Source organism: Streptomyces sp. NPDC006450 (assembly GCF_040612195.1).
GTDB lineage: Bacteria > Actinomycetota > Actinomycetes > Streptomycetales > Streptomycetaceae > Streptomyces.
Genome location: NZ_JBEXPT010000096.1, coordinates 1 through 26,312, shown reverse-complemented (window position 1 = coordinate 26,312; position 26,312 = coordinate 1). Strand labels below are relative to the sequence as shown.

Sequence of the window (26,312 nt, the reverse complement as noted above, 5' to 3'; positions counted from 1 at the left end):
ACGACCGGGTCGAGGTCATCGCGTCGAAGGCGTCGGCGACCGCCACGACCCGGGCCAGCACCGGGATCTGTTCCCCGGTCAGCCCGTACGGGTAGCCGGAGCCGTCCACCCGCTCGTGGTGGTGCAGGATCGCCGCGCGGGCCTCTCCCAGGAAGCCGATGCCGCGCACCATCTCGTGTCCGTACTCGGGGTGGAGTTCGATGATCCGGCGCTCTTCGGGGGTCAGCGGTCCGTCCTTGCGCAGCAGCCGGGTCGGGACGCCCAGCTTGCCCACGTCGTGCAGGATGCCGGCGATGCGGACGACCTCGAGGCGTTCCTCGCCCATGCCCAGCTCGCGGGCGATCATCGCCGAGGCCTGCCCGACCCGCTCGCTGTGGCCGCGGGTGTAGCGGTCCTTGATGTCGACTGCCTGGACCAGTGCCCGGATGGTGGCCCGGTGGGCGGCGCGTTCGCGGTGGTACTGGGCGAAGACCCAGCAGGAGATGTACATCGGCAGCAGGACGAGCAGCGCGGCGGGGAGTCCGTACGGGCTGCGCCACATGACGGCCATCATCAGCCCGGCGAGGCCGTGCACGCAGTGCGGGGCGAGGGACCGGGTCGCGAGGCCCCGCCAGGCGGCGGTGGCGGGCCGGCGTTCGGCGGCGGCCAGGATGCAGCCGTCGAGGGCGGTCAGCACCAGGCAGAAGGCGACGGCCGCGGCGGCGGCGGGGAACATCACGTACGGGAAGTCGGCGACCCAGGCGGCCGGGCCCGTGGACCCGTCCGGTCCCTGCGGCCCGGTCCCGCCGATGGAGCCGGTGCCCAGCGCCTCCGGCCCGCCCAGCAAGCCGTAGAGCCGCCCGGCGGTCCAGGCGGCTATGGACTGCTGCGCCCCGTGCCAGACGCGCCGCACTCGGGCGGGCCGCGCCGTCACGGTCCCGGCGAGTCCGCCGGGCAGGGCGACGAGGGCGGCGGCGGCCGGCGGCAGGAGGAACACGGCGGCCAGCACCACCGGGAAGAAGGAGCCGAGGCCCTCGGGCACCCGGCGTCCCATGAGCGGGCAGACCTTGACGAGTTCGCAGCCGAGGTAGAGCACGCAGAGCAGGCCGACGGAGGGCCACGGGGTGGCGGATCCGGTGACGGCGGGAGCGACGCACGCGCAGGCCGCGAGGACGGCGCCGAGGACGTAGGCGCGCGCCAGCGGCGGAAGTACCCGCATGGCGCTCTCCTCCCCCTGAGCCGTGCAAGTCAGGTACGAATCAAACCAGTACCGAATGGGGAGAATAAGTGGGGCCGGGAGCGAGGTGGGCCACATTTTTGCATTGCGCCATGCGGACGCCCCCGGATTACCACCTTCGGGTGAAGGAAGTACCCCTCCGGGGGCGGCTGTTCAAGATTGTTCAATCAGGTACTACTTCACCGGCGGGCGTGGCCGGCTTTCAAATTTTCAGCCCGTCGCGGATCCCGGCATCGGCTCGACGGCGGCCGGCTCGGGCGGCGCGGCCGTAATGTCATGATCCGGCACGGCCTGCCCCGAACGGATGAGCTCGATCCGTCCCATCACCTTCGAGCGCAGGTCGGTCGGCACGTCGTCCGATCCGCAGCAGCGCTTGACCAGCTTCTTCACGGCCTGTTCCAGACCGTACTTCTCCAGACAGGGATTGCACTCGCCGAAGTGCGCCTCGAACTTCGTGCAGTCACTGTCGGGCATCTCCTGGTCCAGGAACTCATAAAGGTGGTCCAGGACCTCCGAGCACTCCGTCTCGTGCGCATCTCCGCAGCTCATGAGCCCGAGCCTTTCAGGTCGTTCGACTCTCCCGCGCCGGCCGGGACGAGCCCGCGCTCACGGGCGTAGTCCTCAAGCATTCCACGGAGTTGACGGCGGCCACGGTGCAGTCGCGACATGACCGTACCGATCGGTGTACCCATGATGTCCGCGATCTCCTTGTACGCAAAGCCCTCTACGTCGGCAAGATAGACCGCGATGCGGAACTCCTCCGGAATGGCCTGGAGAGCTTCCTTCACATCCGAATCGGGCAGGTGATCGAGAGCCTGCGACTCGGCGGAACGCAGCCCCGTCGACATGTGCGACTCGGCGCGCGCCAGCTGCCAGTCCTCGATCTCCTCGGCCGCACTGCGCTGGGGCTCACGCTGCTTCTTGCGGTAAGAGTTGATGAAGGTGTTGGTCAGAATGCGGTACAGCCACGCCTTCAGGTTGGTGCCTTCGCGGAACTGGTGGAAGGACGCGTACGCCTTCGCGTACGTCTCCTGGACCAGGTCCTCGGCGTCGGCCGGATTGCGCGTCATGCGCAAGGCGGCCGAGTACATCTGGTCGAGGTAGCCGAGGGCGTCCCTCTCGAAGCGCGCATTGCGCTCCGGGGTCGTCTCCTCCGCGTGGCCTTCGTCGGTCCCGGCGACAGGACCCACCTCCTCCGACTGCGTGGCGACTCCGAAAGCGGACCCGCTCGAATCGGAGAATAGTCGACCATCCCGGTCGCCCGCCGCCCGAACCGTGCCGCGCTTGGGCGCGGGCAGCACTGTCCAGTCCAGGTCAGCGGCCTGCGGACGGTTCTGGCTGATGACCTGGGTCATGCGTTGCCTCTCCTCCGACGTCTTCCTGTACGTACCGACATCCGGCACAACAGAAGGCCGCCGCGGCACATTCCCCGGCGGGGCCGCGGGTTACGGGACCGACGTCACACCGGCAGTCGGCCGAGCCACCCGGCCACCGCCCCGGTGATCACCGCCAGGGCCTCCTCCTGCGTGGGGCCGGTCCGCTTCGGCACGGCGAAACCGTGGTCCCCTCCCTCCACTTCCACCAGCTCGTACGAGGCTCCGCGCGCGCCCCGCTCCGGAAACTCCTCCGGCCGCCCGAAGGCGTCGCGGCCGCCCTGGACCACCAGCGCCGGCCGCCCGGCACCCAGCAGCTCCTGCGCCCGGGACTTCTCCGGCCGGCCCGGCGGATGCAGGGGGAAGGCCAGCGCGAGCACCCCGGCCGCGCCCAGTTCCGCGGCGGTCCGGCAGGCCACGCGGGCCCCGGCGCTGCGACCGCCCGCGACGACGGGCAGCCCGCGCCCCGCGAAGGCGGGCCACAGGGCGGTCCAGCCCGTGTCCAGCACCTTGGGCGCGGCGGCCACCTTCTTCCCGGCGACCCGCCAGGGCTGCTCGGCCAGCGCCACGGTGACCCCCAGGGCGGGCAGGGCGGCGGCCAGGGCCTGGAGGTCCCGGGCCTCGATCCCGCCGCCGGCTCCGTGGCCCAGGGCGAGCACCAGGCGGGCCTTGCCCTCGGGGGCCGGGTGCCAGGTGATGCGGGCCTCGCCCGCCGGGGTGTCGACGATCTCGGTGCGCTCGGCGCGCGTGCTGCTCATGCCCCGATCATGCCGGTCGGCGGCGCCCGTCGGGGTGACGCCGGGACCGTCGGGAGCGCCGGGAACTGCCGCCGGATGCCGGTGGGCCCCGGGTCCGTCAGAAGAGCGTGCCCTCCTCGGGCCCTTGCAGTTCCTCCAGCAGCTCGGGCCCGTTGTTGCGGACGTTGCTCGCGGCCGTGGACACCGGATAGGCGCGCATCAGCCCGCCGGGCGGCGGGGCCAGCAGGGCCTGGAGCTCGTCGGGGTCGGTCCGCGCCGGGTCCAGCCAGGCGTCCCACCGGTCCGGGGTGAGCATCAGCGGCATCCGGGGGTGGATGTCGGCGAGCGAGCGCGGACCCTCCGCGGGGGCGACGCCGAGCGGGCCGGTCTCGGCCTCGGCGGTGATCACCGAGCACGTCGCCCACCAGGCGCGCGGATGCTCGTCGGGCAGGGTCCGGTCGCGCCAGAACTCGTATATCCCGGCCATGGCGAAGACGGAGCCGTCGGAGGGGAGGACGAAGTAGGGCTGCTTGCGCGCCCGCTTCTTCTTGCCCTCGACCTCCAGCTGCCGCTCGTCGTGGGCGGTGACCCACTCGTAGTAGCCGTCCGCCGGGATGATGCAGCGGCGCTGCGCGAAGGGGCGGCGGAAGGACGGCTTCTCGGCGATGGTCTCGGACCGGGCATTGATCATCCGGGCGGCGCCGTCGGGGTTCTGCGCCCAGGACGGGACGAGCCCCCATTTCAGGACTCGCAGCTGGCGAACCGGGCGCGGGCTCCGAGCGTCTTTCAGGGGACGGTCGAGGACGACGTGGACCTCTTTCGTCGGAGCCACGTTCCAGTCGGGTGCGAGCACCTCCTCGGGCTCCCACCGCTCCACCCCGAAGACCTCGGCCAGCTCCTCCGGCCCACGACTCGCTGCATACCTTCCGCACATGGCTGCCACACTGCCATGTCACCCGATCGCCACGACAAGGAGTCCGCCACCTCATGAACACCAGCACCACGGCCGGCCTGTGGGACCGGCTCACCGGCATACAGGCGGCGCCCGACCAGTGGCTGGTGATCGCTACGGGGCTGGCGGCGCTCGTCGTGGTGGGACCCCGGCCGGTGTGGCGGCTGTCGCGCAACGCGATCACCATCGCGCACGAGGGCGGCCACGGGCTGCTGGCGCTGCTGACGGGCCGGAGCCTGGACGGGATACGGCTGCACTCGGACACCAGCGGGGTCACCGTCAGCCGCGGCAAGCCCACCGGCGTCGGCATGGTCCTCACGGCCGCCGCCGGGTACACGGCGCCTTCCCTGCTCGGCCTCGGCGGGGCGGCCCTGCTCTCGGCGCACCGGATCACCCTGCTGCTCTGGGCGGCGACCGCCCTGCTGCTGGCGGTGCTGGTGATGATCCGCAACGCGTACGGGCTGCTGACGGTGCTGGTCACGGGCGCCACCTTCGTCCTCGTCTCCTGGCTGACCCCGGCGGACGTGCAGGCGGTCTTCGCCTACGCCGTGGTGTGGTTCCTGCTCCTCGGCGGCGTCCGGCCGGTCTTCGAGCTGGGCGCGAAGCGCCGGCACGGCGGGGCGCCCGACTCCGACGCGGACCAGCTCGGACGGCTCACCCACGTGCACCCGGTGGTGTGGCTGCTGTTCTTCCACGTGGTGGCGCTGTGCTCGCTCATCGGCGGCGGCCGCTGGCTGCTGGCCCTCTGACCGACGACCGCTGCTCACCCCCGTCCGGCCCCCGACCGACCGCCGCTCCCCCCTGACGGACCTCTGACGGACCTCTGACGGACCACTGACGGACCTCTGACCGACCGCGGACCGGCCCGGCCCGGCGGGTGTCCGCCCGCCGAGACTCCCCCGGTGATCAAGATCTGTGGCCATGGGAAGCCACTAAAGTGGTGGCCATGACCGAGACCCCCGCGCTCCCCGCCCTCTGGCCCGCCCCGCTCGCCGACACCGCCGTCCAGGCCACCGTCACCGTGCCCGGGTCCAAATCGGTCACCAACCGCGCCCTCGTGCTCGCCGCGCTCGCCTCCGAGCCGGGCTGGGTGCGCCGCCCGCTGCGTTCGCGCGACTCCCAGCTGATGTCCGACGCGCTGCGCGCGCTGGGCGTCGGCATCGACGAGACGGTCTCCTCCAGCTCCGCCGGCGAGGGCGAGGCCGGCGAGGCCTGGCGGGTCATCCCGACCGCGCTGCACGGCCCGGCCACGGTGGACGTCGGCAACGCGGGCACGGTCATGCGCTTCCTGCCGCCCGTGGCCACCCTCGCCTCCGGCGACATCCGCTTCGACGGCGACCCGCGCTCCTACGAGCGCCCCCTCGGCCAGGTCATCACGGCGCTGCGCACGCTCGGCGCCCGCATCGACGACGACGGCCGCGGGGCGCTGCCGCTGACCGTCCAGGGCGGCGGGGCCCTGGAAGGCGGGACCGTCGAGATCGACGCGACCAACTCCTCCCAGTTCGTCTCCGCTCTGCTGCTCTCCGCCCCGCGCTTCAACCAGGGCGTCGAGGTCCGGCACGTGGGCACCAACCTGCCGTCCATGCCGCACATCCGGATGACCGTGGAGATGCTGCGCGCGGCGGGCGCCCAGGTCGACACCCCCGAGTCCGGCGGCGAGAAGAACGTCTGGCGGGTCGCCCCCGGCGCCCTGCTCGGCCGCGACCTGGTCGTGGAGCCGGACCTCTCCAACGCGCAGCCCTTCCTGGCGGCGGCCCTGATCACCGGTGGCACGGTCACCATCCCGGACTGGCCGCGCCGCACCACGCAGCCGGGTGACGCGCTGCGCCGGATCTTCACGGAGATGGGCGGCTCCTGCGAGCTCACGGACGCCGGCCTGGTCTTCAGCGGCACCGGCAAGATCCACGGCATCGACGTGGACCTGGGCGAGGTCGGGGAGCTCACCCCGGGCATCGCGGCGGTCGCGGCGCTGGCCGACTCGGAGTCCGTGCTGCGCGGGGTGCAACACCTGCGGATGCACGAGACGGACCGGCTGGCGGCGCTCACCAAGGAGATCAACGGACTGGGCGGCGACGTCACGGAGACCGAGGACGGTCTGCGGATCCGGCCGCGCGCACTGCACGGCGGCACCTTCCACACGTACGACGACCACCGGATGGCCACGGCCGGCGCCGTGATCGGCCTGGCGGTGGAGGGCGTGCTCATCGAGAACGTGGCGACGACCGCGAAGACCCTGCCGGACTTCCCGAAGATGTGGGCGGACATGCTCGCCCGGGCCGAAGCGGCTCCGGCAGGCGTGGGAGCGTAGGGCCCGCCATGCGCAGGTACGGGAAGCACACCGACGAGGACGACATCCGCCAGCGGCCCAACCCCAAGGGCAACCGGCCGCGTACGACCATCCGCCCCAAGCACGAGGACGCGGCCGAGGGCTTCGTCCTGACCGTGGACCGCGGCCGGCTCACCTGCCTGGTCGAGGACCGTCCGGTGCACGCGATGAAGGCCCGCGAGCTGGGCCGCAAGGCGGCGGTGGTCGGGGACCGGGTCTGGATCGTCGGGGACCTGTCCGGCAAGAAGGACACCCTCGCCCGCATCGTGCGGATCGAGGCGCGCAAGTCCGTCCTGCGGCGCACGGCCGACGACGACGATCCGTACGAGCGCGTGGTCGTCGCCAACGCCGACCAGCTGGCCATCGTGACGGCGCTGGCGGATCCCGAGCCGCGCCCCCGCATGATCGACCGCTGTCTGGTGGCCGCGTACGACGCCGGGCTGGAACCACTGCTGGTGCTCACGAAGTCCGACCTGACCGCCGCGGACAAGATCCTGGAGATCTACTCGACCTTCGGCCTCAACTACGTGGTCACCAACCGCGAGGAACTGGCGGCGGGCGATGCGGCCGACCGGGTGCGCGAGCACCTGAACGGGCGGATCACCGCCTTCGTCGGACACTCGGGCGTCGGCAAGACCACGCTGGTGAACTCGCTGGTCGCCGAGGGCCGCCAGCGCGCGACCGGCGTGGTCAACTCGGTGACCGGCCGGGGCCGGCACACCACCACCTCGGCCCTCGCGCTGCCGCTGCCCGGCGGGGACGGCTGGGTCATCGACACCCCGGGCGTACGGTCCTTCGGCCTGCACCACGTGGACCCGTCCCGGGTCATCCTGGCCTTCCCGGAGCTGGTGCCGGGGACCGAGGAGTGCCCGCGCGCGTGCAGCCACGACGAGCCGGACTGCGCGCTCGACAAGTGGGTGGAGGACGGCCACGCGGATCCGGCGCGGCTGTACTCGCTGCGCCGGCTGCTGCAGACGCGGGAGCGCCGCGAGGGCGACTGAGGCGGCGGCCCGGGCGGGGCGACTGATCGATGGGGGATCGACCGGCGGGGTTTGCCGTACCCGATGTCTGGTAAATGCATAATCGCACCAAGTGACGCTCGGGCCCGGCCCGTGAGCGCGTCACGTGACGCGGGGAGGCGTACGCCATGGCGTGGCTGCTGGTCGTGGTCGCCGGGATCCTGGAAACGGGGTTCGCGGTCTGCCTCAAGCTGTCGCACGGTTTCACCCGGCTGTGGCCGACCATCGCCTTCGCATGCTTCGCGCTCGGCAGCTTCGGTCTGCTGACGCTGGCCCTGAAGAAGCTCGACGTGGGGCCGGCCTACGCGGTGTGGACCGGCATCGGGGCGGCCGGTACCGCGATCTACGGGATGGTCTTCCTCGGGGATCTGGTCTCCACCCTCAAGCTCGTCTCGATCTCGCTGGTGATCCTCGGCGTCATCGGCCTCCAGCTCTCGGGCTCGTCGCACTGAGGCCCGCCCCACTGCGGCTGCCACCGGGGCCCGTGGCACCGAGCACGCGCAGCAGCCCGGCCCGGGCCGGTTCCGGCGGCTCGGCCGGGGCGATCAGGTAGGACAGCGCGAGCCGCACGGCGAGCTCGCACCGCTGCGCCGCCTCCTGCGCCCCGAACGCGGCGTCGGCCCGCTCGCGGACCCCGCGGATCAGCTCCGCGGGCCCCAGGGCGGGCAGCCCCGGCCGGACCCCGCGGCCGGCCGGGACGGGTAAGTTGCCGTTCCAGCACCCGGTCAGCAGGGCCCGCGCGAGGGGGCGTTCCCGGCCCGCGCGCACGGTCCACTCCACGACCGCCGCCAGCCGTTCGGCCGAGGCGCCCGAGGAGGCAAGGGCCCGGTCCACCCCGTCGAGGTACCAGGCCGCGTCGCGCCGGACCAGGGCGTGCCCCAGGCCCGTCTTGCCCGCGAACTCGTTGTAGAGGGTCTGCCGCGAGACCCCGGCGGCGGCGGCCACGTCGATCATCCGCACGGCCGGCCACGGGCGCGCCGCGAGCGCCGCTCCCGCCGCTTCGAGCAAGGACTCCCGGGCCGTCGGCACCGTCGCCTCCCTTTGACGCCTCCGGTCGACGTCTCCGCCAGAGTTGACGGACCGACAGATCCTGTCAAGAGTGCCCGTGCCGCACCGTGGACGGCTTCCACGCCGCCCCGGCCGCCTCGGTAGGGTTCTGGCATGCCCGAGTATGACGATGACCTGCGCCTTGCCCTCGAACTCGCCGACGCGGCGGACGCCGCCACGATGGAGCGGTTCCGCGCCCTCGACCTGAAGGTCGAGACCAAGCCCGACATGACCCCGGTGAGCGAGGCCGACACCGCCACCGAGGAGCTCATCCGGGCCGGGATCGCCGCCGCGCGGCCCACCGACGCCATCCTGGGCGAGGAGTACGGCCTCAAGGGCGACGGCCCGCGCCGCTGGGTCGTGGACCCGATCGACGGTACGAAGAACTACGTGCGGGGCGTTCCGGTCTGGGCGACGCTGATCTCCCTGATGGAGGAGCAGGCCGACGGCGCCTTCCGCCCGGTCGTCGGCGTGGTGTCCGCGCCGGCGCTGGGCCGCCGCTGGTGGGCGGCGCGGGGCCACGGGGCCTTCGCGGGCGGCGCGCTCGGCGGGACCACCGCGCTCGGCGTCTCCAAGGTCGCCGCCCTGGGCGACGCCTCGTTCGCCTACTCCTCGCTGAGCGGCTGGGAGGAGCAGGGGCGGCTGCCGGGCTTCCTGGACCTGACGCGCGCGTGCTGGCGTACGCGGGGCTACGGCGATTTCTGGCCGTACATGATGGTCGCCGAGGGCTCCCTCGACCTGTGCGCCGAGCCGGAGCTGAACCTGTGGGACATGGCGGCCCTGGCCGTCGTGGTGGAGGAGGCCGGGGGCCGCTTCACCGGCCTGGACGGGGTGGACGGCGTGCACGGCGGCAACGCGGCGGCCTCCAACGGGCTGCTGCACGCACAGATGCTGGACCTGCTGCGCCCGCGCGGCTGACGCGTACGGGACGGGCGCGCGCCGCCGCGGCGGTGGCCTGCGCCCGCACCTGCCGAATGCGCCCCTCACGCGCCTCCTTGCTGGCTTTGCGTGGGCGTGGGAATCTGAGACTCCTCCGCTTGTGCGCTTGTGAAGGACTTCTCTAAGTGCGGCCCTTCGTGCGCACCCCACCCAAGCGGAGGGACTCACCAGGAGGTGGCTCTCTTCATGCTCGTCCGCGACGCCATGAGCACCGTGATCCTCACCCTCGGACCCACCCACACCCTGCGGCAGGCGGCCTGCCTGATGTCCGGCCGGCGCGTCGGCGCCGCCGTCGTCCTCGATCCCGAACACAGCGGCATCGGCATCCTGACCGAGCGCGACATCCTCAACTCGATCGGCGCGGGCCACGATCCCGACCGGGAGTCCGTGGGCGCGCACACCACCAACAACGTGGTCTTCTGCACCCCTGACGCCACCGTTCAGGAAGCCGCCGAGGCGATGACCCACGGCGGCTTCCGTCATCTGATCGTCCTGGAGCAGGGCGGCCCGGTGGGCATCGTGTCCGTACGCGATGTCATCCGCTGCTGGGTCCCGGCGCGGCGCACCACCGTGCCCGCCTCCGTGCCCGCGTAGGAACGGCCGACGGGCCGGCGTCCCCTCTCGGGAGCACCGGCCCGTCGGCCTGCCACGGCAAGGCGTCGATCAGGCGCGGAGGGCCTGGACCGCGACCTCCAGACGCTTGCCGAAGTCACCGTCCGCCTGGCGGAAGTTGTTGATCGCACGCTCGACGATGTCGTCGCGGGAGACCTTGGCGATGAAGCCGGAGAGGTTCTCGATCAGACGGGTCTTCTCGTCCTCCGAGTACAGGCGGTAGAGGTTGCCCGCCTGGACGAAGTCGTTGTCCTCGGAGTGCGAGGGCGCGGCGTGGTTGCCCGTGCCACCGGTGACGGCGGAGGAGACCCACAGCGGACGGTCCGTCTGGTGCGGGCCGCCGAAGCTGTTCGGCTCGTAGTTCTTCGCACCCGCGTGGCGGCCGTCGTACAGGTAGCCGTCGCGGGAGTTGGTGCGCGCCTCGGTGGCGTGCGGACGGTTCACCGGCAGGTGGTCGGCGTTGATGCCGACGCGGTAGCGGTGGGCGTCGCCGTAGCCGAAGAGACGGCCCTGGAGCATCTTGTCCGGGGACGGACCGATGCCGGGGACGAAGTGGGCCGGGCTGAAGATGCTCTGCTCGACCTCGGCGAAGACGTTCTCCGGGTTGCGGTTGAGCTCCAGCTTGCCGATCTCGATCGGCGGGTAGTCCTCGTGCGGCCACACCTTGGTGAGGTCGAACGGGTTGAAGCGGTACTCGGCCGCCTCGGCCGCCGGCATGATCTGGACCTGCACGGTCCAGGACGGGAACTCGCCGCGCTCGATGGACTCGCGCAGGTCGCGCTGGTGCGAGTCGGGGTCCTCGCCGGCGAGCTGGTTGGCCTCGGCCTGGGTGAGGTTCTTGATGCCCTGGTCGGTCTTGAAGTGGTACTTGACCCAGAAGACCTCGCCGGCCTCGTTGTTCCACTGGAACGTGTGCGAGCCGTAGCCGTTCATGTGGCGGTAGCTCGCCGGGATGCCGCGGTCACCGAACAGCCAGGTCACCTGGTGGGTGGACTCGGGCGACAGACCCCAGAAGTCCCAGACGTTGTCCGCCTCCTGCGAGCCCGTGTACGGGTCGCGCTTCTGGGTGTGGATGAAGTCGGGGAACTTGATGGCGTCCTTGATGAAGAACACCGGGGTGTTGTTGCCGACGAGGTCGTAGTTGCCCTCTTCGGTGTAGAACTTCAGGGCCCAGCCGCGGGGGTCGCGGACCGCGTCGGCGCTGCCGAGGTTGCCCGCGACGGTGGAGAACCGCAGGAAGGTCTCGGTCTCCTTGCCGACCTCGGACAGGAACTTCGCACGGGTCCACTGCGAGACGTCACGGGTCAGCGTGAAGGTGCCGTACGCACCGGCGCCACGGGCGTGCACCACGCGCTCCGGGATGCGCTCCCGGTTGAAGTGCGCGAGCTTCTCCAGCAGAAGCTGGTCCTGAACCAGAACGGGGCCGCCGATGCCGGCGGTCTCGCTGTTCTGGTTGTCAGCGACCGGAGCTCCGGCCTCCGTGGTGAGCGGTCCCTGCGTCACGTGCGCCTCCTGCGTAAATTTGCTGCAAACCTGTCCTGCGCCCTAACGTCACCGATCCTACGATGGACTTTGTCTAAGTCAAGCCAGCATCCAAGTCGAAACAGATTCGGGAGTTACACCGAATCCCCTCGCTGTTAGGCTGGCGTGCATGAGTGACCTGCTGGAACGACTTCGCGGACGCGGATGGCGCATGACCGCACAGCGGCGCGTCGTGGCCGAGGTGCTCGACGGTGACCACGTTCACCTGACGGCCGACGAGGTACACGCGCGCGCCGTGGACAGGCTGCCGGAGATCTCCCGCGCGACCGTCTACAACACCCTGGGCGAGCTCGTCACCCTGGGCGAGGTCCTGGAGGTGTCCACGGACCGGCGCGCCAAGCGGTACGACCCGAACGCCCACCGCCCCCACCAGCACCTGGTGTGCGCGCAGTGCGGGGCGATCCGCGACGTCCACCCGGCGGGCAATCCGCTGGCCGACCTGCCGGACACCGAGCGCTTCGGCTTCGTCGTGTCGGCGGTCGAGGTGACGTACCGCGGGGTCTGCCCGAACTGCGCCGGGGCGTAGCGGACGGAGGAGGCCGGGAGCTCATCGAGCCCCCGGCCTCTCGCGTGCGGCGGACCGCCCTGGCACCCGGCTGCGACATTCGGCTGCGGCACCCGGCCGCGGCATCCAAGGAAACGACCGAAGGCCCGGATCCAGAGGATCCGGGCCTTCGAGCCTTCAGTAGCGGGGACAGGATTTGAACCTGCGACCTCTGGGTTATGAGCCCAGCGAGCTACCGAGCTGCTCCACCCCGCGTCGGTAAACCCGACTGTACGTGAGCGCGGCGAGCAGATGCAAATCGGTTAACGGACGCTACGCGGACAGTTCCTCGGCCAGGGCCTCGCGCAGCCGGGCCGCACGTTCCGAGACCTCCGCCGGGCCCAGTTCCATGGCGCGCACGCACCACTTCTGGCCTTCCGTCAGGTCCCCCTGCCGGGCGGCGAGCAGTCCCAGCCGCAGTGCGGCCCGCCCGTGTCCGGCCACTGCCGCCCGGGTCCACCACAGCGCCGCCTCGGGCTCGTTGCCCTCGCGCGCCAGCAGCAGCCCCAGGTTGAACGCGCCGTTGCGGGAGCCGGCCTCCGCCGCCTCCCGGTACCACCGCGCGGCGGCCGCCAGCTCGCCCCGCGCGGCGGCCAGCATGCCGACCCGGACCTGCGCACGCCGGTGCCCGAGCTCCGCGGCACGCTCGTACCACTCCTCGCTCTCGGTGCGCACGGCTCCGCCCACCGGTTCGCCCAGGGCCACCGGCTCCGGCGGCGGGGACAGCGACTCCAGCAGCGCGGCCAGCCGGAAGGCGGCCTCCGCGCTGCCGCCGCCGGCCGCGCACCGCAGGTGGCGTTCCGCCGCCCGCTCCTCGCCGTCGCGGACCAGGGCGATGCCGACCTGGAGCGCCGCGTCGGTGTGGCCCGCCGAGGCCGCCCGCTCGTACCACTTCAGGGCCGTCCGGTCCTCGTCGCGGCTGGCGAACAGGATCCCGAGGTTGAAGGCGGCGTCCACGCTCCCCGCCTCCGCCGCCTTCGAGAACCACGGCTCCGCGCCCTCCGCGTCACCGCCCTGCAGCAGCAGGATGGCCAGCGCGTTGGCCGCCTCGCGGTGACCCGCGTACGCGGCGCGCCGGTACCACTGCTCGGCCGGCCCGGTCCGCTCCTGCGCGGCGCAGAGCAGCGCGAGGTTGTACGCCCCGTTCTGGTCGCCCGCGTCCATCGCGGCCCGGTACCACTTCTCCGCCGTCTGGGTCTCGCCGCGCGCGGCGTGCAGTGCGCCCAGCGCGTTCGCCGCGTTGCCGTCGCCGTCCTGCGCGGCCCGCAGCCACCAGGTGGCCGCGTTCTCCTCGTCGCCGGCGTCGCGCAGCAGGAAGCCGAGCGCGCACGCGGCCCGCGCCTCGCCCTGCTTGGCGGAGGTCAGGTACCAGCGGCCGGCCTCCTTCAGCTCCCCGCGCGCTTCGAGCAGCGCGCCCAGGTGCAGCCCGGCGCGGCGGTGCCCGCGCGCGGCGGCCTGCCGGTACCACTGCTCGGCCTCGGCCGGGTCGCCCTTCCGCAGGTGCCGGGCCAGCCGGTACGCGGCCTCGCGGTGCCCCTGCTCCGCGGCGGCCCGGAACCACCGCTCGACGCCCTTGTCCCCGCGGTGCTCCAGCAGGTCGGCGAGGCCGTAGGCCCCCAGGGCATGGCCGGATTCCGCCGCCTGGCGCATCCAGTACTCGGCGGCGGGCTCGTCGCCCCGCTCGCGGTAGTAGCGGCCCAGGGCGTGCGCGGCCGGTGCGGAACCGGCCACGGCGGCCACGCGCCACCAGCCGGCGGCCTCTTCGGGGTAGCCGCGCTGGTGCAGCAGGACGCCCAGGTTGTTGGCGGCCGCGCGGTCGCCCGCCCCGGTCGCCCCGCGCAGGTACGGCTCGGCTCCCGCGAGGTCGCCGCGGCGCAGCAGGAGTGCCCCGAGTACGCTCATCGCGCCCGGGTCACCCTTGTCGGCGGCGACCCGGTGCCGGGCCTCCAGCGCGGCGTCGCTGGCGGCGTCGGTCAGCGCGAAGACCGCGTCGTCGAACATCGCGTCGACCGACACGTCCGACACGTCCGGCGTGGTCGGCGCCGTGGCCGTGGTCCGTACGGCCCGCGTGGTCATCGCGGTCCGCACGTCAACGGCCTGAGCCGCCCCATCGGCCTCCGCATCCGATTCGGAGTCCGCCCTCACAAACCGCCCTGTCTCCAGCAGAGTTGACCTGTCCCCCATAAATCCCATCGTCGCATCACCTGCTACCCGCGTACACCTGGTATGTCGCAGTCAGTGAGGTCACTACAGCGTTTTGTCGACATGCCCACAGAGAGACAAGTCAAACACGCTCCTACCCCAACTCACCCGCCCCAGTGACACCGAGTCGGCGAAAAAACCCGATTGGGCATGACGAAGGCCCGGATCCATCGGATCCGGGCCTTCGTCTTCAGTAGCGGGGACAGGATTTGAACCTGCGACCTCTGGGTTATGAGCCCAGCGAGCTACCGAGCTGCTCCACCCCGCGTCGGTAAACCAACAGTAGCACGACGCGGGATGGAACCATTACCGCTATCCGGAGGGCGCGGGGGCCGTCGTCTTGGCCTCGGCGTCGATCGCCCGCTTCAGCGCGGCCTGCAGATCGCTCTGGGCCTTTCCGTACGCCGCCCAGTCGCCGGCCTTGAGCGCCGCGTCGGCGGCATCGACCGCCTTCTGCGCATCGGCGAGGGCCGCCTTGACCGTCGGGTCCTGGCTGGTCGGCGGCGGGGTGGTGGTCCCGTCAGTCGGCGGGGTCGTGGTCCCGTCGCCCGGAGGCGGGGTCGCCGACTCGGCCCCGAACACCACGTTCAGCGCCTTCTCCAGCGTGTCCTCGAAGGCCGTCTGGTCCCCGTAGGTCACCAGGACCTTCTTCAGCAGCGGGTACTTGAGGCCGCCACCGCGCACGTACACCGGCTCGACGTAGAGCATTCCCTTGTCGAGCGGGACCGTGAGCAGGTTGCCGTACTCCACCTGGGAATCGCCCCGGCTCAGGATGTTGATCTCCTGGGCGATCTCCGGCTTGGAGTTGAATCTCGCCTGGACGAGCTTCGGGCCGTCCACCGGGTTCTGGGTGGGCAGCTTCAGCAACTGGATCTTGCCGTAGTCCGCCGTGGTGGGATCGGCGTTGACCGCCATGAAGGCGCTCAGGTTGTCCCTGCCGTTCGGCGTGAGCGTCGTGGTGAGCGAGAAGGCCTGGTCGGGATCCTTCTGACCCGGCATCTTCATGGAGAGGTAGTACGGCGGAACGGCCGTCCCCGCCTTGGTGGTCGGGTCGTCCGGCACCGCCCAGACCTCGCTGCCGCTGAGGAAGGTCTGCGGGTCCGTGACGTGGTAGCGGGTCAGCAGCTCACGCTGGACCTTGAAGAGGTCCTGCGGGTAGCGCAGGTGCTCCATCAGGGTCGGCGAGATCTCCTTCTTGTCCTTCACCGTGCCGGGGAAGGCCTTCATCCACGTCTTGAGGACCGGGTCCTTGGTGTCCCACTGGTACAGCTTCACCGTGCCGTCGTAGGCGTCGACGGTGGCCTTCACCGAGTTCCGGATGTAGTTGACCTGGTTCTCCTGCGCGACCACGGCGCGCTGGGAGTTGGTCAGCGAGTCCGCCGTCGTGTCCCCGAGCTGCGTGCGGGACGCGTACGGGTAGCCGTTGGTGGTCGTGTAGGCGTCCACGATCCACTGGACCCGTCCGTCGATCACCGCCGGGTACACGGCTCCGTCGATCGTCAGCCACGGGGCGACCGCCTCGACCCGGGCCTTGGGCGTGCGGTTGTAGAGGATCTTCGACTTGTCGTCGATGGCGCCGGAGTAGAGGATCTGCGGCTCGGAGAAGGCCAGGGCGTACGCGGCGCGGTTGACCGGGTTGCCCAGGCTCACCCCGCTGTCGCCCTGGTAGGTGGTCTCCTTCTCGCCCGAGTCGTTCGCGTAGTCGAGCTCCTTCTGCGGTCCACCGACGATCGAGTACTGCTTCGTCTGCTCGCCGTAGTAGATCCGCTGCTCGTACGTCCCGAGGTCGCCCTGCGCCGGCAGGCCCGACTCGGTGAACAGGGGCTGCCCGCCCGGGGCCACCTCGGTGCCCTTGGCCGCGACCACGCCGTATCCGTGGGTGTAGCGGAAGTGGTCGTTGATCCAGTTGTTCTTCGGGATGCCCGCGAGGTTGATCTCACGGAGCCCGATGACCGTGTCCTGGCCCTTGTACCGGTCGACCGCCAGCGTGGCCGGGAACCCGTAGTAGCCCTTGTTCTGCTGGAGCTGCTGGAAGGCCGGGGACACGATGTTCGGGTCGAGCAGGCGGATGCTCGCCGTGGTGTTGGCGTCCTGGCGGAGCTTCTTCTTGTCCGCCTTGGGGTCCGGCAGGCCCGGGTAGTCCGTGACCGAGGCGTCGGAGACCCCGTAGGCGTCGCGCGTGGCCTTGATGTTCTTCTGGACGTACGGGGATTCCTTGGCCTGCTCGTTCGGCTGGACCTGGAACTTCTGCACGATCGCCGGGTACAGCCCGCCGATCAGGATCGCCGAGAGCACCATCAGGCCGAAGCCGATGACCGGGAGCTGCCAGGTGCGGCGCCACAGCGTGGCGAAGAACAGCACCGCGCAGATCGCGGCGATGGCGACGAGGATCGTCTTGGCCGGCAGGTACGCGTTGGCGTCGACGTACCGCAGGCCGGTCCAGTTGTCCGCGGCCTTGAAGTCGCTGGACTTCACCGCGAGGCCGTACCGGTCGAGCCAGTACGCGACCGCCTTGAGCGTGACGAAGAGACCCAGCAGCACCGACAGGTGGCCGGTCGCCGCGGCGGTGGCCCGCGCACCCGGGCTGGTGACGCGCAGTCCCCCGTAGAGGTAGTGCACGACGGCGGCGGCGATCACCGAGAGCACGACGGCGGCGAAGCCGAAGCCGAGCAGGAAGCGGTACCAGGGCAGGTCGAAGGTGTAGAACGACACGTCCAGGTTGAACTGGGGGTCCTTCGTGCCGAAGGGCACCCCGTTCACGTACATCAGCCAGGTCTTCCACTGGCCCGCCGCCGAGGCGCCCGCGATCAGGCCGACCAGCGCGGAGATCCCGAGCAGCAGCCACTTGCGGTACGGCGCGACGGTCATCCGGTAGCGGTCGAGGCTCTGCTGCTCCATCGACATCGCGCTGAGCGGCGGCCGCAGCCGGTGGGCCAGCCAGATGTTCAGCCCGACGGCGCCGGACATGAGGAGGCCGAAGAAGGCGAAGAGGCCGACCTTGGTCCACAGCGTGGTGGTGAAGACGGTGGAGTAGTCGACGGAGCGGAACCAGAGCCAGTCCGTCCAGAAGCCGGCGAACATGATGAACGCCATGGCCAGGACGGCCAGCACGCCCAAGGTCATCAGAAGAGTCCGGGCGCGCCGGGACGGGCGGCCGACTCTCATCCGTGGCCCGGAGGGGCCTCCGCCGCGGTCCGGCATCTGGAAAGCCAAGGTGCGCACCTCGAAAGTCGCTGTGTGTAAGTGATGCTGAGATTTTTCAAAGCATGGGCCCCCGATCGTAGAGCCCACTCATGCAACTTACTGAGGCTTTAGTCAGTTCCCGGTATCCGGTGGAAAGGAGGCAGGATGTTGCCATGTCCAACCTTTCGCCGTCCCCCGGCACCCCCATGGCGGCCAGCCCGCTGACCCGTGCCGTCCTCGAAATCGACGAGTACGCCTCCACCCTCGGCTGGGACAAGCCCGCCCGGCTCTTCGCCCTGGTCGACACGGCCAAGCTGCGCAAGGAGGCGCCGGGCGTCGCCCGCCAGCTCGGCCTCGACCAGGACGACACGGGCAAGAACCAGCTCACCCCGATCGAGCAGGACGAAGTGCCGGCCGGGACCCCGCTGGACAAGTTCCTGGGAACGATCGCCTGGCCCCCGTCGATCCTCGGCTGCGCGCTGACGGTCGAGCGGCTGATGCTGCCGCCGTCGGCGGAGTCCTCCGTACCGGAGGGGCTCAGCGACAAGCAGCTGGCCAAGTGGGTCGCCGCCCACCCGGACCGGCAGGAGGTACGGCTGACCGTGGGCGTCCTGCGCGACGGATCACGGGAGTCGGCCGTACGGCTGCGGGACAAGGACTCGGCGAACGAGGTGCTGACCGGCGCGACGCTGGTGCCGGGGCTCGCCGAGGCGCTGGCCGCGACCTTCCTCGACTAGTCGGCGGGGGCGGGCGGGGCCGGTACGGACACGGTCAGGGCTTGGCGCACTGCGTCAGCCCGGCCGTGTCCCCCTTGCTGATCTTCTCCAGCGCCTTCACGGCGTCGTCGATGGTGGAGACCTTGACCAGCGTCAGCCCGTCGGGCACGTCGCTCGCGGCGGAGGCGCAGTTCTCGGCGGGCGTCAGGAAGTACTGGGCGCCGGCCTGGCGGGCACCGATGGTCTTCATCTGGATGCCGCCGATCGGGCCGACCTTGCCCGCGTCGTCGATGGTGCCGGTGCCGGCGACGAACGTGCCGCCGGTCAGGTTCTCCGGGGTGAGCTTGTCGACGATGCCGAGCGCGAACATCAGACCGGCGCTGGGGCCGCCGACGTCCGCGAGCTTGATGTCGATGGTGAACGGGAAGGTGTGGTCGGTGCCGGCCCGGATGCCGACGACCGCGTGACCGTCGCCCTCCGCCTTGCCCGCGATGATCGTGACCTTCTTCGTGCCGGTGGGCTCGCGGTGCGCCTTCTCGGCCTCGGCGGCCTCGGGGGCGGGCACGATGGTGAACTCGACCGGCTCGCCGGGCTTGTGCTTGGTGACCAGCTTGGCCACGTCCTCGGGCGCCTTGACGGGAGTCCCGTCCACGGCCTTGATGACGTCCCCGGCGTGCAGCTTGCCCTCGGAGGGGCTCCCCTTGACCACGGAGGCGACGATCACGCGGGCGGCGACCGGGATGCCGAGCTGCTTGAGGGCGGCCACCTTGGCGCTCTCCTGCGACTGGCTGAACTCCTCGGCGTTCTCCTGCGTGGACTCCTGCTCCGTCTTGCCGTCCGGGTACAGGTTCTCGTGCGGCACGACGATGTTGTCGCCCGCGGCCCAGCCGTACACGGCCTCCAGCAGGTTCATGTCGTAGTCCGCGCCGGTGACGCGGACCGTCGTCATGTTCAGGTGCCCGGTGGTCGGGTACGTCTTGCGCCCCGAGATGTTCAGGACGGGCTCGCCGTGCGAGTCCCCGAGCGTGTTCACGGTCGGGCCCGGGCTCATCTCGGAGTACGGGGCCTTCATGAACACTCCCGCGCAGAGCAGCGCGAACAGCATGAGGGTGGAGGCGAGCATCGTCGCAGTGCGGCGTGGCATGGATCGACAGTACGTGACGGCCCTGAACAGCGGCCCCCGGGGCCGGTCCGTACGGGGCCCGGCACCGCGTCAGACGGAGTCGGCCGTGTCCTTCTCGCGGTGCGCGTCCGCCTTCGCCGCACCGTGTTCGTTCTGGCCCATGACCTCGCGGAACCGGGCGTAGCCGGCGAGCTCGGATATGTCACCGGCTGTGCGGTCGCGTGCCGCCCAGCTGCCCCATATCGCCGCTCCGATCGCGGCGAACAGCGGAATCAGCAACCACGCCAAAGACGCCATGGGCGTGTCTCCCTACCCCGAAGTACGTGTTGTTGGTGGCTTCAACGCTGCTGCCCGGGAGGGGGTTACGCAAATCGAGGGCGTGTTGCGCGTCCGAACGGGGCAATCAGCGGGCCCCGGCGTCGGCCGGCCGGGCCGGCTCGTCCGTCGGCCGGCCCCGCGGGCGGGCGGCCTACCCGCCGACCCCTGTCTCAGCAGGCGCCGACCCACTCCTCCGTGCCGTCCGCGAAGGTCTGGTGCTTCCAGATCGGGACCTCGTGCTTGAGGTCGTCGATCAGCATCCGGCTGGCTTCGAAGGCCTCGCCGCGGTGCGGGCAGGAGACGGCGACGATCACCGCGAGGTCCCCGACGGCCAGATCGCCGATGCGGTGGACGGCGGCGAGGGCGCGGACCGGGTACTTCTCCACGACGCGCTCGGCGACGCGGCGCATCTCCGCCTCCGCCGAGGGGTGGCAGGAGTAGCCGAGCTGGTCGACGTCCGCCCCGCTGTCGTGGTCGCGCACCGTGCCGACGAAGAGCGTCGTACCGCCCGCCGCGTCGTCGCCGACGGCCTGGAAGACCTCGTCGATCGAGAGCGGGGTCTCACGGATTTCGAGCAGCCGGATCGGGTTCGGAGCGGCGTGCTCGCCGGGGTGATCGAAGTGCGGTGCCATACCTCCCATCGTGCCCTAGCCGCCGACCCGGCGGAATAGCCGTTTCACCAGGTCCCTACCGGCACCCTTGGGAGCCTCCTACAGAAAACCGCTGGCCGCGGCGGGGCCGCCCGGGAAATCCGGCCCGCGGCCCGGTCAGATGCCCCGGCGGCGCCGCGCAGCGCGGATCGCGGCGGCGGCGCCCAGCAGCGCGACCGTCGCACCCGCGGCACCCGCGGCCGTCGCGTCCTTGCGTCCCAGCCGGCGCCCGGCGACGGTGTGCCGCCCCGCGACCTCCTGGAGGAGCTCCGCCAGCACCTCCTCGTTGGTCCAGCGCGGCCGCCAGCCCGCCGCGTGCAGCCCGCTGACGCTGACCACCCACGGGTGCATCGTGTAGGCGAGGTCCCCGGCCGGGGACGGGGTGAGGCCGATCCGGTGCAGCCTGGCCGCCGCGCCCAGGGCCACGGCCGACGGGAGTTCCATGCGGCGGATCCCGCTCAGCTCCTCGACCTCCTCCTGCTCCAGCCAGCCCTCGCAGCCGACCGCCAGCTCTCCCTCGACCTTTTCCAGGGCCGCGTACTCCAGCGCGCTGACCAGGTCCTCGACGTGGCAGAACTGCCAGGTCGGGCGGGAGCCCGCCACCACGAGCAGGCGCGGGGACTCGAAGTAGCGGGTCAGCGCGGTGTCCGTGCCGCCGACCAGGACCGCCGGGCGGACCACGGTCACGTTCAGGCCGGGGTGCGCGCGCGGAGCCCGGCGGCCCAGCCGCTCGATCTCCAGCAGGTCGCCCACGCCGGTCGCCTCGGCGGTGGCGCGCAGCTCGGCGTCCTCCGAGAGGGGGATGTCGTTGTCCGGCAGGGCCCCGTAGACCATCGCGGACGTGCAGAGCACGACCCGGTGCACGCCGGCCGCCGCGGCGGCGGTGAGCACGGTCTGGGTCCCCCGCACGTTGTACGCCGTACGGGCCGCCGGGTCCGTCTCGAGGTCGAGGTCGAGGGCGAGGTGCACCACGACGTCCGCGCCGCGCAGTTTCTCCGCGATCGCGGGGTCCCGTACGTCCAGGAGGTGCCACTGCGCGTCGGTGCAGTCCCCGCGCCGCTCGTCGATCGCGACGACCTGCTTGACCTCCTCGGACGCGGCCAGCCTGGTCACCAGGGCCGCCCCGACCCCCGAGGCGGCGCCGGTCACGGCGATCACGGGGCCTCGGCGCGCGGAACCGCCCGGGTTTCGCGTCCGGCGAACGCCGAGGGCGTCCTCGCCGTGCTCAGGGCGGATTTCCGGGCCCTGCTCGTCCAAAGCGTGCGGATCTGGGGAACTCACCAGGCGTCTCCAGCGGTTGTCTTCAGTAGGGACGCGCCGTGACGCGGACCCACCAGTTGATGTCCATCCTGCCGCAGCCCAGGAGCCAGCGGAGCACCGAGCCCGGAAGCGGGTCTGGTGTCTACGCTGGGTCGTGTTGTCGAACCCATAGCCCGCCGGCTCCCGCCGGCGGCCCTACGAGCCGAGGAAACCCGTGAGCGACACCCCATTCGGATTCGGCCTTCCGCCCGAGGAGCCGGACAACGGCGACGAGGGCAAGAAGAAGGGCAACCAGGGCGGTCAGAGCGGCCCGAATCCGTTCGGGTTCGGCACGGGCCTGCCCGGCGGCTCCGGTGGTCCGGGGGACGCCGACAATCCCTTCGCCGCGATGTTCGGCGCGATGAACCCGAACGACCTCGGCGCCGCCTTCCAGCAGCTCGGCCAGATGCTGAGCTACGAGGGAGGTCCGGTCAACTGGGACATGGCCAAGGACATCGCCCGCAAGACCGTGGCCCAGGGCACCCCGGACGGGGTCAAGGACGCCAGTGTGGGCGTCGCCGAGAGGTCGGCGGTCGAGGAGGCCGTGCGCCTCGCCGACCACTGGCTCGACGACGTCACCTCGCTGCCGTCGGGCGCCGCCACCGCCGTGGCGTGGAGCCGCGCCGAATGGGTCGAGGCGACCCTGCCGGTGTGGAAGGAGCTCGTGGACCCGGTCGCCGAGCGCGTCGGGGCGGCCATGGGCGGCGTCCTGCCCGAGGAGATGCAGGCCATGGCGGGCCCGCTGCTCGGCATGATGCGCTCCATGGGCGGGGCCATGTTCGGCCAGCAGATCGGCCAGGCCGTGGGCACCCTCGCGGGCGAGGTCGTGGGCTCGACCGACGTCGGGCTCCCGCTGGGCCCGGCCGGCAAGGCCGCCCTGCTGCCGCTGAACATCGAGAGCTTCGGCAAGGACCTGGGCGTCTCCTCCGACGAGGTCCGGCTGTACCTGGCGCTGCGCGAGGCCGCCCACGCGCGGCTCTTCGCGCACGTGCCGTGGCTTCGCTCGCACCTCTTCGGCGCGGTCGAGGGGTACGCGCGGGGCATCAAGGTCGACACCTCGAAGCTGGAGGACGTGGTCGGCCAGCTCGACCCGTCGAACCCGGAGCAGCTTCAGGAAGCCCTTCAGGGCGGCATGTTCCAGCCTCAGGACACCCCGGAGCAGAAGGCCGCTCTGGCCCGTCTGGAGACGGCGCTCGCGTTGGTCGAGGGCTGGGTGGACGCGGTCGTGCACGAGGCCGCCAAGCCCCGGCTGACCTCGGCGGACGCCATGCGCGAGACCATGCGCCGGCGGCGCGCCTCGGGCGGTCCGGCGGAGCAGACCTTCGCCACGCTGATCGGGCTGGAGCTGCGGCCGCGCCGGCTGCGCGACGCCTCGCGGCTGTGGGCCTCGCTCACCGACGCGCGCGGCGTGGACGGGCGCGACGGGCTGTGGGAGCACCCGGACATGCTGCCGACCGCCTCCGACCTGGACGACCCGGACGGGTTCGTGCACCGCGAGCAGCTGGACTTCTCCGAGATCGACAAGATGCTGGGCGAGGCCGCCCAGAAGCGCGAGCGGGCCGACAGCGGGAACGACGAGAACACCAAGAACGACAAGAACGGCGACGACGAGAAGTGAGCCTGCACGAAGACGCGGTCCTCGTACTCAAGGGCTACGAGGGCCAGCCCGACCTCCGCGACGTCTACCTGGAGCACCTCGCGGCCCATCCGGACGGGGTCTACAAGCCCTGCGAGGCGGGCCACATCACCGGCAGCGCCCTGGTGATCGACCCGGAGCACGAGCGCGTCCTGCTGACCCTGCACAAGAGGCTGGGCATGTGGCTCCAGACGGGTGGGCACTGCGAGCCGGGTGACGCCACGCTGGCCGAGGCGGCCCTGCGCGAGGCCCGCGAGGAGTCCGGCATCGCCTCCGGACTGACCCTGCTGCCGGGCGGCCCGGTGCGCCTGGACCGGCATCCGATCCCGGCTCCGTGCAACTGGCACCTGGACGTGCAGTACGCGGTGCTGGCGCCCGCCGGGGCACTCGAAGCGATCAGCGACGAGTCGCTGGACCTGCGCTGGTTCCCGTACGCGCAGGTGGCGGAGGTGGCCGACACCTCGGTGGTGCGGCTGCTGGAGGCGACCCTGGCCCGGCTCTGAGCCGGCGGGACACGGGGAAAGGGGCGGCCCCGCCGATGCGGGGCCGCCCCTTTCCGTCCGTCGTCCGTCCGCGCCCTGGTCAGTTCCAGGCGTTGTTCTGGTTCTGCGCGTGGGCGCCCTGCTGGCCCATGCCGAACTGCGCGGCCGCGCCCTGGCCGATCTGGGCGTTCTGCGGCGGGAGCGCCTCACTGGGCTGGACCAGGGCGAATCCGGTGCCGAGGAAGCTCAGCTCCCAGCCCTCGCCGGTGTTGCCGCGCCGCCGCCAGACGCCGGTGGAGTGCGTCTGGGCCTGCATCTGCACGCGCAGCGAGGTGGACCAGGCGACGATGGCGTCCGCGTCGGCGTTGACGTACTTGTCGGGCGTGACCTGCAGCATCAGCGGCTGTCCGGAGGTCATCAGCGCGACCTTGCCGCGACCGGTGATGTTGAGCTGGTACTTGCCGGAGCCGGAGATCCCGTACTGGCTGTCCACCGCGATGGCCTCGGTGTGCAGGGTGGAGTCCAGGGCCAGCACGTAGCTGCTGTCGACGGTGAGGCCTTCCTGGTCCACGTCGACGACGTGGACGTACTGCGCCAGGTTGGCGAGGTAGACCGTGCCCTGACCGGAGCAGCGCATCAGGTCGAGGCCCTCGCCGGTGCGGGCGCGGGCATTGCGCTGGGTGGTGCTCTGGTACTCGCCGTCGAAGTCGATGATCCCCTGGTAGGCGACCATCGCTCCCTTGCGGGCGAGGACGTCGTCGGAGCCGCTGAGCGAGACCCGCAGCAGCTGCGGGTTCTGGACGGCGTACCGCTCCTGGGACTGCGCCTCTGCGTGGGCGAAAAGTGAGCTCTGCATGGTGTGTCTTCTCCCCCTCAGCCCCGGGCCCGGAGCCGGTCGGTGCTGTCCTCGCTGGGCTGTACGACGACGATGCCCTGGCCGGAGAAGGCCATCTGGTAGGCCTCCCCGCTGCCCCGGCCGAGCATCGACGAGGCCTTGAAGCTCCGCTTGCCCTTGACCTTGAGGTTCGGGGACCAGGCGACGAGCGCGTCGGGGTCGACGTACGTCTCGTCCTCGCCGCGGCCGCAGTCGACCACGATCGGCGTGCCGCGCGAGGTGATCGCGACCCAGCCGGTGCCGGCGACCGACACGTTGAACAGGCCCTGGCCGGCGAACTTGGCCATGCCCTTGACCCGCTCCACGCCCCACTGGAGGTGGGCGTCGAAGGCGAGCAGGTTGGTGCCGTTGACGGAGAGCGAGTCGTTGTTGAGGTTGATCACGACGACGTCCGCGCCGTAGTCGGCGAGGTAGAGCAGGCCGTCGCCCGTGCACTTCATGAGCGGGGCGCCCTCGCCGGTGAGCCACTGCGAGGCCATCTGGCGGACGGCCGGCGGGTTGGGCTCGTACTGCACGAAGCCCTCGTAGGCGACCATCGATCCGGTGCGCGCGAAGAGGTCCTGGCCGCTCTGCATGGCGACCTTGAGCATCGCGCGGCCGTGGTTCTCCATGCGGGCCGTGACGGGGGTCGGGGCGTAGCCCGCGAGCTGCTGGTTCATAGCGTTCATGGCATTCATGTGGGGCTCCCTCAGACCTCGTACGGCTGGACGACGATGAAGTTGCCGGGGGCGCCGCGGAACTGGAGGTTCACGGTCTCCCCGCTGTGGCCGGGGTAGGCGTTGCGGCGCAGCCGGACCTGGCTGGAGATGATCACCTGGGAGGCGGCCGACCACGCGACGATGGCGTTGCTGTCCGCGAAGGTGGTCGGGGTGACGGGCAGGACGACGGGGACGCCGTGCGTCTTGACGATCACCGTGCCGGTGCCCTGGAACTGCATGGTGAACAGGGCGCCGCCCGGGATGCCGTGGCCCTCGATGCGGCGGACCTCGTGCTGGAGCGACTCGTCGAAGGCGAGGACGTTCTCGGCGGAGACGCAGATGGCGTCGCCCTGGAGCTCGATGGCGTGCAGATGGGCGCCGTCCTCCGCGAGGAAGACCTGGCCGCGGCCGGCGCAGCGCATGAGCTGCATCTCCTGGCCGGTGGCGTTGCCGACGACGCGACCGGCGAAGCCCGCGCCCTTGTAGCTGAAGTCGACCTTGCCCTGGTAGAGGACCATGCTGCCCTGGCGTGCGAGGACGGCCTGGCCGCCCATGGCCAGGTCGACGCGCATGAGCTGCTGGTTCTGCGGGGTCCAGCGGGCGCCGGTGGGGGCTTCCTTGTACGGCTGGAGGGCGGCGGCGAGTCCGGCGCCGGCGGCGGGCACCGCCTGCGCGGGCTGGCCGTAGCCCTGGGGCTGCTGGCCGAAGCCGGGCTGCTGGCCGTACGGGGGCTGCTGCTGGCCGGGGACCTGGCCGTACGAGGGCTGCGGCTGCTGCCCGTACGGCGCGGGGGCCGGGGCGGG

26 protein-coding genes and 2 tRNA genes are annotated in these 26,312 nt (G+C 71.5%); 10 read left to right on the top strand and 18 right to left on the bottom strand.

The genetic code is table 11. From position 1 onward, the window contains the following. From ABZY57_RS24425 to ABZY57_RS24405, 5 genes are all read right to left on the bottom strand, one after another. Positions 1-1,198: HD-GYP domain-containing protein (locus tag ABZY57_RS24425; protein ID WP_356515252.1), on the bottom strand; the 1,198-nt coding region annotated here is incomplete at its 3' end. A 228-nt stretch (positions 1,199-1,426) separates the two neighbouring features. Beyond that, entirely contained in the window at positions 1,427-1,765 is a 339-nt protein-coding gene (gene rsrA / locus ABZY57_RS24420; RefSeq protein WP_356515250.1) for a mycothiol system anti-sigma-R factor, read from the bottom strand. After that, complete coding sequence (locus ABZY57_RS24415) at positions 1,762-2,406, bottom strand: sigma-70 family RNA polymerase sigma factor (RefSeq protein WP_008741505.1); 645 nt, start codon at positions 2,404-2,406, stop codon at positions 1,762-1,764. The genes rsrA and ABZY57_RS24415 overlap by 4 nt, the downstream gene beginning before the upstream one ends. A gap of 269 nt (positions 2,407-2,675) precedes the next feature. Beyond that, the gene (locus ABZY57_RS24410) at positions 2,676-3,347 is read right to left on the bottom strand and encodes an alpha/beta family hydrolase (protein ID WP_356515248.1); all 672 of its coding nucleotides are present in this window, start codon (positions 3,345-3,347) and stop codon (positions 2,676-2,678) included. 97 nt (positions 3,348-3,444) lie between these two features. Further along, the gene (locus tag ABZY57_RS24405; protein ID WP_356515246.1) at positions 3,445-4,260 is read right to left on the bottom strand and encodes an SOS response-associated peptidase; all 816 of its coding nucleotides are present in this window, start codon (positions 4,258-4,260) and stop codon (positions 3,445-3,447) included. 53 nt (positions 4,261-4,313) lie between these two features. Here ABZY57_RS24405 and ABZY57_RS24400 point away from each other — a divergent pair, with 53 nt between their 5' ends. The 4 genes from ABZY57_RS24400 (at position 4,314) to ABZY57_RS24385 (ending at position 8,075) form a co-directional block, all read left to right on the top strand. Then, complete coding sequence (locus ABZY57_RS24400; protein ID WP_356515244.1) at positions 4,314-5,027, top strand: M50 family metallopeptidase; 714 nt, start codon at positions 4,314-4,316, stop codon at positions 5,025-5,027. A 197-nt stretch (positions 5,028-5,224) separates the two neighbouring features. Further along, positions 5,225-6,586 carry a 3-phosphoshikimate 1-carboxyvinyltransferase gene (gene aroA, locus ABZY57_RS24395; RefSeq protein ID WP_356515242.1) on the top strand — a complete coding sequence of 454 codons (1,362 nt, stop codon included), beginning with the start codon at positions 5,225-5,227 and terminating at the stop codon, positions 6,584-6,586. Positions 6,587-6,594: 8 nt separating this feature from the next. After that, positions 6,595-7,605 carry a ribosome small subunit-dependent GTPase A gene (rsgA, locus tag ABZY57_RS24390; RefSeq protein WP_356515240.1) on the top strand — a complete coding sequence of 337 codons (1,011 nt, stop codon included), beginning with the start codon at positions 6,595-6,597 and terminating at the stop codon, positions 7,603-7,605. A 146-nt stretch (positions 7,606-7,751) separates the two neighbouring features. Beyond that, complete coding sequence (locus ABZY57_RS24385) at positions 7,752-8,075, top strand: multidrug efflux SMR transporter (protein WP_112447780.1); 324 nt, start codon at positions 7,752-7,754, stop codon at positions 8,073-8,075. On the opposite strand, the gene ABZY57_RS24380 is transcribed toward ABZY57_RS24385, so the two are convergent. Continuing rightward, entirely contained in the window at positions 8,041-8,652 is a 612-nt protein-coding gene (locus ABZY57_RS24380) for a TetR/AcrR family transcriptional regulator (RefSeq protein WP_356515238.1), read from the bottom strand. The two genes, ABZY57_RS24385 and ABZY57_RS24380, sit on opposite strands and share 35 nt — an antisense overlap. A 132-nt stretch (positions 8,653-8,784) precedes the next feature. Here ABZY57_RS24380 and hisN point away from each other — a divergent pair, with 132 nt between their 5' ends. Then, positions 8,785-9,588: a histidinol-phosphatase gene (hisN, locus tag ABZY57_RS24375; protein ID WP_356515236.1), complete on the top strand. Its 804-nt coding sequence runs from the start codon at positions 8,785-8,787 to the stop codon at positions 9,586-9,588. A 207-nt stretch (positions 9,589-9,795) separates the two neighbouring features. Next, on the top strand, positions 9,796-10,203 hold the full coding sequence (locus ABZY57_RS24370) for a CBS domain-containing protein (RefSeq protein ID WP_356515256.1): 408 nt from the start codon (positions 9,796-9,798) through the stop codon (positions 10,201-10,203). A 69-nt stretch (positions 10,204-10,272) separates the two neighbouring features. On the opposite strand, the gene ABZY57_RS24365 is transcribed toward ABZY57_RS24370, so the two are convergent. Beyond that, complete coding sequence (locus ABZY57_RS24365) at positions 10,273-11,724, bottom strand: catalase (RefSeq protein WP_356515234.1); 1,452 nt, start codon at positions 11,722-11,724, stop codon at positions 10,273-10,275. A 148-nt stretch (positions 11,725-11,872) separates the two neighbouring features. On the opposite strand from ABZY57_RS24365, the gene ABZY57_RS24360 reads away from it, so the two are divergent. Continuing rightward, positions 11,873-12,289, top strand: coding sequence for a Fur family transcriptional regulator (locus ABZY57_RS24360; protein WP_243336077.1), 417 nt, complete (start codon positions 11,873-11,875; stop codon positions 12,287-12,289). A 160-nt stretch (positions 12,290-12,449) separates the two neighbouring features. On the opposite strand, the gene ABZY57_RS24355 is transcribed toward ABZY57_RS24360, so the two are convergent. The 4 genes from ABZY57_RS24355 to ABZY57_RS24340 form a co-directional block, all read right to left on the bottom strand. Then, positions 12,450-12,523 (bottom strand) — tRNA-Met (locus tag ABZY57_RS24355). Positions 12,524-12,580: 57 nt separating this feature from the next. Beyond that, on the bottom strand, positions 12,581-14,500 hold the full coding sequence (locus ABZY57_RS24350; protein WP_356515232.1) for a tetratricopeptide repeat protein: 1,920 nt from the start codon (positions 14,498-14,500) through the stop codon (positions 12,581-12,583). Positions 14,501-14,703: 203 nt separating this feature from the next. Beyond that, positions 14,704-14,777: transfer RNA gene (locus ABZY57_RS24345), tRNA-Met, on the bottom strand. A 44-nt stretch (positions 14,778-14,821) separates the two neighbouring features. Continuing rightward, a complete protein-coding gene (locus ABZY57_RS24340; protein ID WP_356515230.1) occupies positions 14,822-17,731 on the bottom strand; it encodes a UPF0182 family protein in 2,910 nt (969 codons plus the stop codon). 134 nt (positions 17,732-17,865) lie between these two features. Between ABZY57_RS24340 and ABZY57_RS24335 the strand changes: the two genes are divergently transcribed. Further along, on the top strand, positions 17,866-18,429 hold the full coding sequence (locus ABZY57_RS24335) for a PPA1309 family protein (RefSeq protein ID WP_356515229.1): 564 nt from the start codon (positions 17,866-17,868) through the stop codon (positions 18,427-18,429). Between the two features lie 34 nt (positions 18,430-18,463). Here ABZY57_RS24335 and ABZY57_RS24330 read toward each other — a convergent pair whose 3' ends face one another. The 4 genes from ABZY57_RS24330 to ABZY57_RS24315 all read right to left on the bottom strand — a co-directional run bounded on the left by ABZY57_RS24330 (position 18,464) and on the right by ABZY57_RS24315 (position 21,735). Next, positions 18,464-19,552, bottom strand: a complete 1,089-nt coding sequence (locus ABZY57_RS24330) for a PDZ domain-containing protein (RefSeq protein ID WP_356515227.1) — start codon at positions 19,550-19,552, stop codon at positions 18,464-18,466. Between the two features lie 69 nt (positions 19,553-19,621). Next, positions 19,622-19,828, bottom strand: a complete 207-nt coding sequence (locus ABZY57_RS24325) for a hypothetical protein (protein ID WP_356515225.1) — start codon at positions 19,826-19,828, stop codon at positions 19,622-19,624. A 191-nt stretch (positions 19,829-20,019) separates the two neighbouring features. Then, complete coding sequence (locus ABZY57_RS24320; RefSeq protein WP_356515223.1) at positions 20,020-20,481, bottom strand: molybdenum cofactor biosynthesis protein MoaE; 462 nt, start codon at positions 20,479-20,481, stop codon at positions 20,020-20,022. A gap of 135 nt (positions 20,482-20,616) precedes the next feature. Continuing rightward, complete coding sequence (locus tag ABZY57_RS24315; protein ID WP_356515254.1) at positions 20,617-21,735, bottom strand: SDR family oxidoreductase; 1,119 nt, start codon at positions 21,733-21,735, stop codon at positions 20,617-20,619. A 238-nt stretch (positions 21,736-21,973) separates the two neighbouring features. Here ABZY57_RS24315 and ABZY57_RS24310 point away from each other — a divergent pair, with 238 nt between their 5' ends. Further along, positions 21,974-23,416: a zinc-dependent metalloprotease gene (locus ABZY57_RS24310; protein ID WP_356515221.1), complete on the top strand. Its 1,443-nt coding sequence runs from the start codon at positions 21,974-21,976 to the stop codon at positions 23,414-23,416. After that, the gene (locus ABZY57_RS24305) at positions 23,413-23,937 is read left to right on the top strand and encodes an NUDIX hydrolase (protein ID WP_356515219.1); all 525 of its coding nucleotides are present in this window, start codon (positions 23,413-23,415) and stop codon (positions 23,935-23,937) included. The genes ABZY57_RS24310 and ABZY57_RS24305 overlap by 4 nt, the downstream gene beginning before the upstream one ends. A gap of 79 nt (positions 23,938-24,016) precedes the next feature. Here the strand turns inward: ABZY57_RS24305 and ABZY57_RS24300 are convergent, their stop codons facing one another. The 3 genes from ABZY57_RS24300 to ABZY57_RS24290 all read right to left on the bottom strand — a co-directional run. Then, the gene (locus tag ABZY57_RS24300; protein WP_327254854.1) at positions 24,017-24,772 is read right to left on the bottom strand and encodes an AIM24 family protein; all 756 of its coding nucleotides are present in this window, start codon (positions 24,770-24,772) and stop codon (positions 24,017-24,019) included. A gap of 17 nt (positions 24,773-24,789) precedes the next feature. Beyond that, positions 24,790-25,470, bottom strand: coding sequence for an AIM24 family protein (locus tag ABZY57_RS24295; protein WP_327257661.1), 681 nt, complete (start codon positions 25,468-25,470; stop codon positions 24,790-24,792). 29 nt (positions 25,471-25,499) lie between these two features. Beyond that, the coding region (locus tag ABZY57_RS24290; RefSeq protein ID WP_356515217.1) for an AIM24 family protein at positions 25,500-26,312 on the bottom strand (813 nt) is incomplete at its 5' end.